The sequence below is a fragment of the Polynucleobacter necessarius genome, assembly GCF_900095205.1.
Classification (GTDB): domain Bacteria; phylum Pseudomonadota; class Gammaproteobacteria; order Burkholderiales; family Burkholderiaceae; genus Polynucleobacter; species Polynucleobacter necessarius_E.
Genome location: NZ_LT606951.1, coordinates 1,140,022 through 1,152,822 on the forward strand (window position 1 = coordinate 1,140,022; position 12,801 = coordinate 1,152,822).

General features: G+C 44.6%; 8 protein-coding genes and 8 pseudogenes. 5 read left to right on the top strand and 11 right to left on the bottom strand.

Annotated elements, in window-relative coordinates; genetic code table 11:
• The first annotated feature begins 54 nt into the window (after positions 1 to 54).
• The 4 genes and pseudogenes from DXE37_RS06290 to DXE37_RS14025 all read left to right on the top strand — a co-directional run bounded on the left by DXE37_RS06290 (position 55) and on the right by DXE37_RS14025 (position 3,637).
• Positions 55 to 1,725 carry an electron transfer flavoprotein-ubiquinone oxidoreductase gene (locus DXE37_RS06290; protein WP_114636921.1) on the top strand — a complete coding sequence of 557 codons (1,671 nt, stop codon included), beginning with the start codon at positions 55 to 57 and terminating at the stop codon, positions 1,723 to 1,725.
• Positions 1,726 to 1,801: 76 nt separating this feature from the next.
• A pseudogene (gene gloA, locus DXE37_RS06295) lies at positions 1,802 to 2,192 on the top strand (lactoylglutathione lyase).
• 2 nt (positions 2,193 to 2,194) lie between these two features.
• Positions 2,195 to 3,368, top strand: a pseudogene (locus DXE37_RS06300) (GNAT family N-acetyltransferase).
• Positions 3,365 to 3,637 (top strand): annotated as a pseudogene (locus tag DXE37_RS14025) (DUF1289 domain-containing protein). The pseudogenes DXE37_RS06300 and DXE37_RS14025 overlap by 4 nt, the downstream one beginning before the upstream one ends.
• Positions 3,638 to 3,682: 45 nt before the next feature.
• On the opposite strand, the pseudogene DXE37_RS06310 reads toward DXE37_RS14025, so the two are convergent.
• Positions 3,683 to 5,279: pseudogene (locus DXE37_RS06310) on the bottom strand (ABC-F family ATPase).
• 106 nt (positions 5,280 to 5,385) lie between these two features.
• Positions 5,386 to 6,098: pseudogene (locus DXE37_RS06315) on the bottom strand (queuosine precursor transporter).
• A gap of 104 nt (positions 6,099 to 6,202) precedes the next feature.
• Here DXE37_RS06315 and DXE37_RS06320 point away from each other — a divergent pair.
• Positions 6,203 to 7,384, top strand: a pseudogene (locus DXE37_RS06320) (acyl-CoA dehydrogenase).
• An 84-nt stretch (positions 7,385 to 7,468) separates the two neighbouring features.
• Here the strand turns inward: DXE37_RS06320 and DXE37_RS06325 are convergent.
• The 9 genes and pseudogenes from DXE37_RS06325 to DXE37_RS06365 form a co-directional block, all read right to left on the bottom strand.
• On the bottom strand, positions 7,469 to 7,696 hold the full coding sequence (locus DXE37_RS06325; protein WP_114636922.1) for a 3-oxoacyl-[acyl-carrier-protein] synthase III C-terminal domain-containing protein: 228 nt from the start codon (positions 7,694 to 7,696) through the stop codon (positions 7,469 to 7,471).
• 13 nt (positions 7,697 to 7,709) lie between these two features.
• Positions 7,710 to 8,375, bottom strand: a complete 666-nt coding sequence (locus DXE37_RS06330) for a 3-oxoacyl-ACP synthase III family protein (RefSeq protein ID WP_114636923.1) — start codon at positions 8,373 to 8,375, stop codon at positions 7,710 to 7,712.
• 133 nt (positions 8,376 to 8,508) lie between these two features.
• Entirely contained in the window at positions 8,509 to 9,582 is a 1,074-nt protein-coding gene (gene mnmH, locus DXE37_RS06335; RefSeq protein WP_114636924.1) for a tRNA 2-selenouridine(34) synthase MnmH, read from the bottom strand.
• 6 nt (positions 9,583 to 9,588) lie between these two features.
• Positions 9,589 to 10,008, bottom strand: coding sequence for an acyl-CoA thioesterase (locus DXE37_RS06340; protein WP_114636925.1), 420 nt, complete (start codon positions 10,006 to 10,008; stop codon positions 9,589 to 9,591).
• A gap of 18 nt (positions 10,009 to 10,026) precedes the next feature.
• Entirely contained in the window at positions 10,027 to 10,371 is a 345-nt protein-coding gene (locus tag DXE37_RS06345; RefSeq protein WP_114636926.1) for a protein tyrosine phosphatase family protein, read from the bottom strand.
• 43 nt (positions 10,372 to 10,414) lie between these two features.
• Positions 10,415 to 10,872: pseudogene (locus DXE37_RS06350) on the bottom strand (DUF6691 family protein).
• A 12-nt stretch (positions 10,873 to 10,884) separates the two neighbouring features.
• Positions 10,885 to 11,311: pseudogene (locus DXE37_RS06355) on the bottom strand (YeeE/YedE family protein).
• A gap of 23 nt (positions 11,312 to 11,334) precedes the next feature.
• Positions 11,335 to 12,456, bottom strand: a complete 1,122-nt coding sequence (locus tag DXE37_RS06360; RefSeq protein WP_114636927.1) for a YeeE/YedE family protein — start codon at positions 12,454 to 12,456, stop codon at positions 11,335 to 11,337.
• 19 nt (positions 12,457 to 12,475) lie between these two features.
• Positions 12,476 to 12,793 (bottom strand): hypothetical protein, encoded by a 318-nt coding sequence (locus DXE37_RS06365; RefSeq protein ID WP_114636928.1) that lies wholly within the window; start codon positions 12,791 to 12,793, stop codon positions 12,476 to 12,478.
• Positions 12,794 to 12,801 lie beyond the last annotated feature (8 nt).

The following is a 12,801-nucleotide window of genomic DNA, read 5'->3' on the forward strand; positions in this document are numbered from 1 at the left end:
ACTAAGCTATTAGGGCTTAAATGCCCCATTTTTAAGAATTTTCGGAGAAAACGTATGAATGCTGCAGAACTGCTAGAGCAATTTGGGCCTAGAGACTCTATGGACTATGACCTCGTCATTGTTGGAGGTGGTCCCGCTGGCTTATCTGCCGCTATCAAAGCTAAGCAATTGGCAAACGACTCTGGAAAAGAGCTCAGCGTATGTGTACTTGAGAAAGGCTCAGAAATAGGCGCTCATATTCTTTCTGGCGCCGTCATGGATCCAAAAGCACTCACCGAACTTTTTCCCGACTGGAAAGAGTTAGGCGCCCCGCTCGATACCCCAGTTACCGAAGATCAATTTTTATTCTTAACAACTGATAACTCTTACCAAGTTCCTAACTGGATGTTGCCGCATTGCTTTAAGAATGAAGGGAACTATATTGTCAGCCTTGCTAACGTCACTCGCTGGCTTGGACAACAAGCTGAAAATCTTGGTGTTGAAATTTTTCCAGGCTTCCCCGCTGCAGATATTTTGTATAACGAACAAGGTGCAGTTTCTGGCGTGATCACCGGATCAATGGGCTTAAACAAAGAAGGTAATCCAACCGATCAGTTTCAGCTCGGTATGGAATTGCGCGGCAAGTACACTCTTTTTGCTGAAGGTGCACGTGGGCATCTTGGTAAACAACTTATTGCGAAGTTCGCTCTAGATAAAGACGCAGATCCGCAAAGCTATGGTATTGGCATTAAAGAGCTTTGGGAAATTGAGCCATCGAAGAGTAAGCCAGGTTTGGTCGTTCATACTGCTGGATGGCCACTGGAGAGTGATACCTATGGCGGCTCTTTCCTCTATCACTTGGGTGATAACAAAGCGGCTGTTGGTTTAGTGGTTGGCCTTTCTTATAAGAATCCATACCTCTCTCCATTTGAAGAATTTCAGCGCTATAAATTGCATCCCAAAATTCGTGAAACCTTTGAAGGTGGCAAGCGCATTGTCTACGGCGCACGTGCGTTAACAGCTGGCGGTTTAAATAGCCTTCCGCAAACCGTATTTCCTGGTGGAGCTTTAATTGGTTGCGATGCTGGCTTTCTGAATGCTTCGCGCATCAAAGGTAACCATGCAGCTATTAAGACGGGCATGCTTGCTGCTGAAGCTGCTGTTGCAGCCATTAATGAAAATCGTTCTGCCGATGTATTGTCAGCCTACCCAACTGCATTCCAAAATAGTTGGCTATATACTGAACTGAATCAAGCGCGCAACTTTAAATATTGGATGTCAAAAGGACTCTACCTCGGCACCTTAATGGTAGGTTTGGAGCAAAAAGTTCTCGGCGGCAATATGCCTTGGACGGTGCATTTAAAACATGCTGATCATGAATGCCTAGAGCCTGCGGCTCAACATCGGCCGATTGACTATCCTAAGCCAGATGGCAAACTGACATTTGATCGCCTCTCGTCAGCATTTATCTCCAATACCAATCACGCAGAGAATCAACCCATACATTTAACACTGAAGGATGATTCGATTCCAGTAGATCTCAACTTAAAAACCTATGCGGGTCCAGAGCAACGCTACTGCCCTGCTGGTGTATATGAGTATGTTGAATCTGATGGCAAGCCCCGCTTGCAAATCAATTCGCAAAACTGCGTGCATTGCAAAACTTGTGACATCAAAGACCCAAGCCAAAACATTGTTTGGATAACCCCAGAAGGTGGTGGCGGACCAAACTATGCTGCCATGTAGCCAAACCAACCCCGGTCATCTGTCGGGGTTTTTTCATTCAAAACAAAAATAATTAAATAGCGTTATATTTATCTACATGATGATCTTTCACACCATGCTCAGAGTTGGCGATCTCAATCGCTCCATCAACTTCTACACCAAAGTTTTGGGAATGAATTTGCTACGCACTACCGAGCGCCCTGAGCAAAAATATTCTCTGGCCTTTGTGGCCTATGGAAAAGGCAATGCTAATGGTCAAAAGCCGAAATTGAGCTTACCTATAACCATGGCGTACATTTCTATGAGACGGGGACTGCCTATGGGCATATCGCCATCGGCGTTCCAGATGCCTATGCCGCTTGCGCCAACATCAAGGCTGCCGGCGGCAATGTCACCCGTGATGGGCTGGCCCAGTTGCTGGCGGCGATACCGTGATTGCATTTGTTACCGATCCTGATGGTTACAAAATAGAGCTTATTCAGCGCTAATCATGGCTGAGCCCGACTATCTTCATTTTGAAATCCTAGATCGCATCAGCGATGTCCTCTCCAATCAATGGAATGCTCTACTTCCTTTAGATGCAGGGCCTTTTCTACGACATGAGTTTCTCAGCGCCCTAGAAGAAACTGGCTGTGTTGGTGGCAATACTGGGTGGCAAGTAGCTCACCTGGGTGTGCGAGATGACGGGCAATTAGTTGGCGCATTACCCCTATACATCAAACAACACTCATACGGAGAATTTGTATTTGACTGGTCATGGGCGCAGGCCTATGAACAACAGGGAATGCAATATTTTCCAAAGGCACTTTGTGCCATTCCCTTCACCCCCGTGCAGGGCTCACGCATCTTAAGCGCTCAACAGGTAGACATCAACATTGTTCGAACAAAAATCATTAATCAATTAAAAAGTATCGTTATTCAAAATAGTTTATCTTCAGCGCATGTTTTGTTTCCCCACTCGACAGATGCGATTGAGCTAAAGAATCAAGGTTTTATGTTGCGAGACTCAGTGCAGTTTCATTGGCATAACGAAGAGTTTCAAAATTTCGAACACTTTTTATCCGCCCTAACAATGAAACGCCGAAAAAATATTCGACGTGAGCGTGAGCAAGTGGCCCGCGAATCCATACACTTTAGACACGTTTCAGGGATATCTTCCACTGATTCAGATTGGGAATTTTTTATCGTTGCTATGCAAATACCTATCTTGAACATCATTCAAGTCCCTATTTGAATAAGGCATTTTTTAAGCTATGGGTAAAGCGTATGCCCGAGAACCTTCATCTGATTATTGCGGAACGCAATGACACCCCGATCGCAGCATCATTGCTGGTGGTTGACCCTATAGGATCTAAGGCTTATGACAGATACTGGGGCGCCATTGAACATATACCGTGTCTTCATTTTGAAACTGCTTATTACCAAGCGATTGAATACTACATTAATAACCATATTCAAACCTTTGAAAGCAGCGCTCAGGGGGAGTACAAGATGGCAACGAGGCTTCTTACCAAAGACTATTCAAATCAGCCCATTACGTTGCTGATCCTCAGTTTGCTAGAGCAGTCCAACACTTCTTGGGCCGGGAACATCAAGGCATTGGTGCCTATGTTGATGAGCTCTCTGAGCACAGTCCCTTGAAATCGTCTAAAGTACAGCCATGAATTCTGGAAGTAACGATGACTCTAAGCTGGCCTTACAAGATGGCTCCCACCCTCTATCAACTGGAGACGATGCGTCAGACTCCCCTTGCATTGGCGTATGCACCACCCTCTACGATGAGATCTGTCAGGGTTGTGGTCGGTACCCTAAATGAAGTCAGTAACTGGGTTTCTTCTCACAAGAAGAAAAAGACTTGGTATGGAAACGTATTCGCGAAGAAGGTACTGCATCTCGTTTTCAGCGTCAAACCAAAGAAAATAAGCCCATTTAAGGGCTTATTTCTTCATTACTTACTACCTACTTAGCCTTCTAAGGCTTAGCTACGTAAATATTCTTCGTAGGTTCCTGAGTAATCCACAACGATGCCATCCATTTTCATTTCTAAGATGCGGTTAGCTAAAGCAGATACAAACTCACGGTCATGAGAAACAAATATCAATGTGTCGTCAAACTTCTCAAGCGCAATTTGCAAACTTTCAATCGATTCCATGTCCATGTGATTGGTCGGCTCATCCATGGCAAGAACGTTATATTTTTGAAGCATCAGTTTGCCCCAAATCATCCTGCTCTTCTCGCCACCTGAAAGAACTTTTACAGACTTTCCAATGTCATCGCCCGAGAACAATAAGCGGCCCAACGTGCCGCGTATGACTTGATCATCGTCGCCAGTATTGCGCCAGTCGTTCATCCAATCCATGAGTAATTCATCTTTGGCAAACATCTCGGTATTGTCTTGCGGCATAACACCAACATTGGCGTTCTCAGCCCACTTCACATCACCACTATCAGCAGCAATACCCTCAAAACGTTTGCTCAAAAATGGTTTTCAGTAAGGTTGTCTTACCAGCGCCGTTTTGACCAATAATGGCAATCTTTTCGCCAGCTCGTACGCCTAACTTAAAGTTTTTAAAGATAGTACGGTCATAGGCTTTAGTCAACGCATTACATTCAACCGCCATATTGTGAAGTTTTTTCTCGGTATCAAAACGAATAAAAGGGTTTTGACGTGAAGAAGGCTTTACTTCAACAATTTCAATTTTCTCTAACTGCCTCTGACATGAAGTAGCTTGACGCGCTTTAGAAGCATTTGCGGAGAAAGCGGGCTACGAAAGCAGCTAATTCAGCAATTTTTTCTTTGGCTTTCACATTATTGCTAAGCTGCTGTGTGCGGGCCTGAACTGATGCCAACATATAGGAGTCGTAGCTTCCTGGATAAACCTTCAAGGTTCCATAGTCCATATCGGCCATGTGCGTACAAACTTCATTGAGGAAGTGACGATCGTGGGAAATAATGACGATGGTGCTCTTAATTTGATTGAGGATATCTTCAAGCCAATGAATAGAGTGAATATCCAACTTGTTAGTTGGCTCATCTAATAACAACACATCTGGATCAGAAAACAATGCTTGCGCAAGCAATACGCGCAACTTCCAACCTGGCGCTACATTACTCATTGGCCCATTATGTTGCTCGATTGGAATACCAATACCCAACAACAATTCACCTCTGCTTTTGCCTCTGCAGTGTAGCCGCCGTATTCAGCATACTTGCCTTCAAGCTCAGCGGCCTTCATGTAGTCTTCATCAGTAGCATCTGGATTAGCGTAAATGGCATCGCGCTCTGCTGCAGCTTTCCACATCTCCTCATGACCCATCATGACTACGTCGAGTACTCGCACATCTTCGTAAGCAAATTGATCTTGACGTAACTTACCCAAACGAACACCGGGATCCAAACCCACGTTGCCGCTGGTTGGCTCAAATTCGCCACCCAATATTTTCATGAAGGTTGATTTACCGCAACCGTTTGCGCCAATCAAGCCATAGCGATTGCCACCGCCAAACTTCACGGAAATATTTTCAACCAGGGGTTTTGCCCCAAACTGCATAGTGATATTAGATGCTGACAGCACGGATTTTTTCTAGCTTTCTGAAATTCAATAGTCACCCCCGAATTGGGGCAAAGACCGTTATTTTAACGGCTTAGAGATCTTTATTGGCGGGAAGCTAATCCCTCGCTTAGACTTTAACCCTAAATGGGGTGAAATTCGTATGAATATCGTAGAAATCCTCATTTTCTTTACGCTTGAGGAAGTTCACGACCCAATAGGTCATTGGGGTTGCCAGAACCTCCCATGAGCTCTTGAAGTACGTACTGCGCGAGCGCCCACCTAAAGCACTTCTTCGGTGGGCCAAATGCCATAAAAGGCCAAAACATAGAAAAAGGAAGAGTCAACTAACTCGCCAACCGCAGTTGAACCAATCGTACGCATCCACAGAAAGCGCCCCTGGGTCCAAATTTTCATCTTCCCCAAAACATAACTGTTGGCGAAACTTCCACACCAAAATGCAAACATGGAGGCCAATGCAATACGCCAAGAATTTCTAAAAACTGTTTCTAAGCCATGTTGATAGTTAGCCATATATGCGCCAGGAGCTACAGGCAAGGCAATCACAATCTGAGCCATGATCGCAGCGAATGCAAGAGCAGCAAAGCCAGCCCAAACTGCTCTTCGATCATAGGCATAACCATAAACTTCTGTAAGGATGTCGCCAAAGAAATAAGCAATTGGGAAAAATAAGATTCCGCCGCCAAATGGCACGCTTCCCAAATACGGCAAGTCAACTACAGCCGCTTTTCCAGCACCAATAAAGTTCAAACACACCAAAATCACCACAAAAGCAGTCAAGATGAGATCGTAGTAGCGATGGTGAGGTCTAGGACAGTCCATAAGCTCAGAAAAATGGATAATAGAATGAAGAATCTCTGCATTCTTGGAACTTCGTCGGATGCAGGCAAAAATATAGACAAAACCGTATATAGGATGGCAAGGCAATGAGCAAAGCTACTTTTAACTGGGCAGACTCCCTTCTTCTCGACACCCAACTCTCCGAAGAGGAGCGGATGGTGAAAGATGCAGCAGCAGAATATGCTCAGGGATGCCTCATGCCACGCGTTCATGATGCTTATCGCAATGAGACTACCGATCCAGCCATCTTCCGTAAAACGGGAGAGTTGGGTCTCTTGGGCGTCACGATTCCGGAGCGGTACGGTGGAGCTAACTTGAACTATGTTTCATATGGTTTGATTGCTCGTGAAATCGAGCGCGTTGATTCGGATTACCGCTCCATGATGAGTGTCCAATCATCATTGGTAATGGTGCCGATTAATGAATTTGGTAGTGAAGCGCAAAAACAAAAGTACCTGCCCAAATTGGCCAGTGGCGAATGGATAGGTTGCTTTGGATTAACAGAACCAAATTACGGATCGGATGCTGGCGGCATGATTACTCGCGCCAAAAAAGTCCCTGGTGGCTTTTCTTTAACCGGCTCGAAGATGTGGATTTCAAACTCACCGATTGCAGATGTTTTTGTAGTGTGGGCAAAAAATGATGAAGGCATCATCCGTGGCTACATCCTTGAAAAGGGAATGAAAGGATTGAGCGCCCCGAAAATCAGTGGCAAGATGGGATTGCACGCTTCCATTACCGGCGAAATCGTAATGGATGAGGTGTTTGTTCCCCAAGAAAATGAATTTCCAGAAATTAAGGGTTTAAAAGGTCCCTTTACCTGCCTGAACTCAGCACGCTATGGCCATTGCCTGGGGTGCGCTTGGTGCTGCCGAATGGTGTTGGTATGCTGCCCCGCCAATACACTATGGATCGCAAACAATTTGGTAAGCCACTCGCAGCTAATCAGTTAATTCAAAAGAAATTGGCGGATATGCAAACTGAAATTACTTTAGGACTTCAGGGCTGCCTGCGTTTGGGTCGCATGAAGGACGAAGGCATTGCCGCTCCTGAAATTACATCCATCATGAGGCATAATTCCTGCGGAAAATCTTTAGACATTGCCCGCATGGCACGTGATATGCATGGCAGCAAACGGCATCTCGGATGAATATGGCGTTGTTCGGCATATGTTGAACTTAGAAGTTGTGAATACCTATGAAGGCACTCACGATATTCACGCTCTAATTCTAGGTCGTGCACAAACTGGTATTCAGGCGTTTAGCTAAATCAGCTTGTTGGTCAATAAAAATGCCCGGTCATTACGGGGCATTTTTATATTCGGACATTTTTATGGCGAGATTACTTGCGTACTAGCAACGAATAATGCTGGCTGCCCAAGAAAATCCTAAGCCGCTTAACGCTAATATTGCTAACTTACTCTCTGGCAACAATCCTTTACGATGTGCTTTTGTCATCGTAAAAAAGGCATCTGCTGGACCGATATGCCCAAATTCATCCATAGCGACATAGGTATGATCTTGAGGCATTCCAATGTCATCCATAATGTGCGCACGCAGGGAATTTTTGACTTGGTTCATGAGGATGAGAACTCTATTTCAGAGACTGAATGTCCTGAACGATCGAGGGCCTTTTAATGACTGCTAGATATTCTTTCAAGTAGACCTTATCTATCAGGTTGGCGAATGCAGCAGCATCGACCTTTGAAAAAGTTTTTGACCAATCGTTAAAGTTTTCGTTGATGGGATGGCGTGTACCGCCAGCATCAACGCGGAGCAAGTCCCCCAATTCCCCATCTGTATGTTCCGCAAAGCTTAGCAACTGATAGCACGGGTGATTTCTTTTGAGCACCACTGCAGCAGCACCATCACCAAAATAAAGCAAAGGATGACATTCTGGAATCTCTGGAGAAATCACTCTTGATAAAGTATCTGCGCAAATAATCAGCGCAGTCTTTACTGATGAATCGCGATCCATTAGTCCCATAGCAATATTGCATGCCAAGTTTCCCCCAGCGCATCCATTGCGCACTTCAAATGAGTAGGCATGGTGACAACCCAACTCACGAACAACAGCGCTTGAGGGACACCAAAATCGATAGTCATAATCTCCGGCTGACACAAAAATGACCAAGTCCACATCTGCACCACCAATGCCAGCATCTTGAAGAGCATCTCTTGCGGCTGCTAAACCCATGGAAAATGGATGTTCATCATCATTTGCTTTATGAATATGCGTAAACCCAATTCCTTCTGTCAACCTCTCTACAAGTATATTGGCCTGTTTTGCAAGCCCCTCTGCACTGACCTGAGGCAGCTGGTGTATAGGTTCCAAAACCCGCTATACCAACGACTACATGGCCGCGATGATGGTCAGAATATGAATTCATTTATTAACACGCTTTCATATTTAGAATCGCCTTGGCCACGTTAGCAAAAGCGTTATCACTATCATTTTCTAATTGCACAAAATTTTCTGCTTGATATTGGGGAAAATTACGCTCAATAGATGCTTGATATGATGGGTCGTAATGTTTGACAAGTAATTCTTCAACAAGCTCCGGAAATTGACCTGCATCTATCGCTTCATTCCATTTACCAATCTGCACTTTTCCATAATGGGCAGTTAGTAACGCTAATTTGTGTTTGAAATTATCGGTATCCGATAAGAAGTGATGGTATTCACGAATTAACCATGAGACTCGGGTTTGAGTACTAGATCTCAATTCGATACATGCACCATTACGAATTTTTTCCATCAGGGCATCGGGCACATGCAACCCGCCAACCTTCTTACTTTCAGACTCTACAAATACTGGTTTTGTAGGATCAAGCGATCTCAGGGCATTCCATAAGGCGGTTTCAAAACCCTTTTGAGATGGCTGATCAATATTCGGCTCATTTCCTAAAACAGAGCCCCGATGAACAGTCAACCCCTCTAAATCCAGAATCTGGGCACCTAAACCCCCAATCTCCTGCAATACTCTTGTCTTACCGCTACCGGTCATGCCACAAATCACTTGAAAAGAAAACTGATTGGCAAACTGCTCCAACCCATCGATGACTGTTCGACGAAAGCCTTGATAACCACCCTCAAGTTGTTTAGCCTTCCAGCCAATACGATTGAGAATGTGAGTAAATGCGCCGCTTCTCTCGCTTCCACGCCAGCAATAAATTAAAGGGCGCCATTCTCGGGGTAAATCTAATAAATGGTTCTCAATATGCGTAGCTATATTTTTTGATACTAAGGCTGCGCCGAGTTTTTTGGCTACAAAAGGAGATTCTTGTTTATACAGCGTCCCAATTCTTGCGCGTTCTTCATTATTTAAAACAGGGTAATTTACTGCGCCTGGAATATGATCCAATGCAAACTCCGCAGGAGATCTGACATCAATAATTAGATCAAACTGATCCAACTCAGCTAAAAATTGTTCGGATCTTAGGATGTGAGGATTGCTGGGTTGCACGATGTACTAGCGCAACTTCTCTAAAACATGCTCAGGCCATGGGGCTGATTTATTCGTAGTGAGATCCACCCAAACCATCGTCGCACCACCCATAGCAGCCTCGACGTCAGGAGATATGGTCAATGCCATACTGGTATAGACGTCCAAGCTGGTTCTGCCGATGGCACCAATGGATGTTTTTAGGATCAACTCGCCCGGGAATGAGAGTTGTTGATAAAAATTACAGAAGCCATTTAACATCAACATCGATTCGCGACCGGGAGCGACCTCGTAGCCCATTGTAGTAATCCATTCGCAACGAGCTTGCTCCATATAGCGAAAGTAAACCGTATTGTTTACATGGCCATATGCATCCATATCACCCCAACGAATAGGCATGATCATCTCATGAACTAGCTTTCTTTCCTCGGGGATAACGATGCGCATACTTAAGCGGACACTCTATTAACCAAGTTGCAATGCAAGATGATATAAATTTGTTGAACGTGCGCCAGAACGACAAAACGCTAAAATGGGACCAGGCAATGTTTTTAAGAGGCGAGCCATTTCTTGAACTTGTGCCGGAGTAAATGCTCCCGGTACAACTGGCAAGTAAACATAATTCAAGCCCAGTTTTTCTGCTTCAGCCTGAATAGATGCATTAGTAGGCTGATCAGGACCACCCTCACCATCAGGACGATTGTTGATCACACTCTTATAGCCCTGCTTAGCAATTTCAGCCAAATGGCTGGAATCAATCTGACCCAAGGTGCCAAACCGAGCGTTGTGACAAGAAATAGGAAGACTCATAAGACCCTCTAAATTAATTAATACAGAACAGAATGATTCTAAATCAGCCTTCTTCAGCCTTGAGCCGGGGCTTCCTTTTATGGGCTGAAAAGAATCGCTCGCAAACTTCCCTGCCAGCGAGCATCGCAATCACAAATACCAATGCTTTTAGATGTCCAACTCCCAGTGCTACAAGGGCTGGACCAGGGCAAAAGCCAGCAATTCCCCAGCCCGCTCCAAATATAAGGCTACCCACTATGAGCGGCTTCGTGATGTCCCTGCGAGCAGGAATGTGCAAAGCACCACCAAAAAAGGCTTCAGTTCTTTTGCTGACAACATAAAAACGCCAAGACCAACTATGACTGCACCTACCATCACAAACAATAATGATGGATCCCAAAGGCCGGCTAAATCCAAGAACCCCAATATCTTCTGGGGATTGCTCATGCCGAAGATGATTAAGCCCCAGCCAAATAACACACCAATAGCGTACTGACTCAAGAGACCAAAATGCTTTCTCATCTCAGACTCCAATTAAAAATGGCGCAGAACAAAGACTGTCAAAAAGCCTGCGGTCATAAAAGATAACGTGGCAACAAGTGATCGAGGCGATAAACGAGAGAGTCTGCAGATACCATGCCCACTTGTACAGCCAGAACCATATTGAGCGCCAAAACTAACTAGAAGACCGGCGATCACAATGGCAAACCAATGCATCAACCTCAACAATTGGAAATATCCCAAAAAATAAAGCAGCCAGAAATGGTGAAGTAATCAACCCCAAAACCAAACACGCTCGCCATGCAGAATCACCCTCTTTAGGATGCAATAAGCCAGAAACAATGCCACTGATACCGAGAATGCGACCATGCAATAAAACATAGAGCGCTGCAGCAACACCCAGAATCATTCCACCGAGTATGGATGGGACTGGGGTAAAAGATATCCAATCAATTTGCATTATTTATTTCCGGAATATGAAAATTAGCTGCAAGGGTTAGGAGCAAGACGCAATTGCAAATAGCGCAATCCTAAATACGCGCCGAAGATAAATCCAGGCAAGGCAAGAAGCGAACCAATAGCTAACGTAGAGACGCCACTTAGGCCTTGTCCCACTGTACAACCTAAAGCAGTGACACCACCAAAACCCATTAAAGCAGCCCCTACCAGATGATTGGCAGTGTCTTCAGAATTACGAAACGATTCCCAGCGAAATGTTCTGGTCAATACTGAAACTAATGCAGGCCCTAGAATCATCCCTAAAACAGCCACAATACCAACCGTGAGTACTTTAGAGGTATCGCTGTACATCATTAGCCAGTCTAATGAGTATGCATAAGGCGCTACAAAGGATAGGCTTTCCATACGTCCGGAATTGGTAACCAAAAATACCTCTTCCAAAGTATTGGGATCCTCAGCAACACATCCCAAATTGCCAGACACCCACCATACAGCACAAATCGCCAGCCCAACAGCGACGCCAGCGATTAAATTTTCAACGGTCCAAAAGGCTTTATTGGCCAAAGCAAAGGTAACGAATGCCAACCCGATGATGAGCCCCAGAAATAAATGAAGCGTTGGGCGAGACATACCGAGCGGACCGCTCAACAGGCTCGGCAAATCTTGCGGCGTATTAAACACTATAAAAAAGGTATCGAGCGTATTGATGCGAATGACCCCCAAGAAACCTCGCATAGTCATATACGCCGTTAAACCTAAGACCATAAATACAATGATCGACTTTAAATTTCCGCCACCGATTCGTATTAATGTTTTGCTCCCACACCCTGATGCTAAAACCATACCAAAGCCAAACAATACGCTACCTACAATGGTAGAAAGCCACAGAAATTTACTGGAGGTATAAAAACTCTTTAGTGGGTCAATCAAACCAAAATAAGACATCAAGGCAAAACCAATCATTGCCACACCAATTGCCAAGAACCATTGTCTTAAACGATCCCAACTTGACATGATGAAGACATCGGATACTGCACCCATGCTACAGAATCCAGTCTTTTGCATAACTGCACCAAGCAAGAAGGTAATAGCAAATGTTGCCCAAAGAATTGACTTGCTTAATGAGCTAATATCAACAACATCCACGGTAACTATATCTTAAAAATTAAGGTTTAAATTTATAAAACTGCTGATTCAAAAAAGCGGTAACGTCTACTTCATCCTCAGGAAATAAATCTAGACGCAACTCGGTATTGCAGAGGGCAACCATTTTTTTTAAATCCGCCATGGATTTCACTTTGCCGTCAGAGCGGGTGTAAATCATGTCGCCATTTCCAAATCCACTTTTCTTGGCATGACATGCATAGCATTTTTGTTTATCAATCGCTTTGCCATTAGCCAAATCCGGAGTGGCGTATGCAGGTACGGCGATCAACGCGCCAAATGAGACTGCAGCAACACTTCGAAGAAAAGTCATTTTCATTACAAATC

Bases quoted from the DNA above. Each gene is read 5' to 3' on its own strand.
- DXE37_RS06290 (WP_114636921.1), top strand. From the start codon at position 55: ATGAATGCTGCAGAACTGCTAGAGCAATTTGGGCCTAGAGACTCTATG.
- DXE37_RS06325 (WP_114636922.1), bottom strand. From the start codon at position 7,696: ATGAACCAAGTCAAAAATTCCCTGCGTGCGCACATTATGGATGACATT.
- DXE37_RS06340 (WP_114636925.1), bottom strand. From the start codon at position 10,008: ATGCGCATCGTTATCCCCGAGGAAAGAAAGCTAGTTCATGAGATGATC.
- DXE37_RS06345 (WP_114636926.1), bottom strand. From the start codon at position 10,371: ATGAGTCTTCCTATTTCTTGTCACAACGCTCGGTTTGGCACCTTGGGT.
- DXE37_RS06365 (WP_114636928.1), bottom strand. From the start codon at position 12,793: ATGAAAATGACTTTTCTTCGAAGTGTTGCTGCAGTCTCATTTGGCGCG.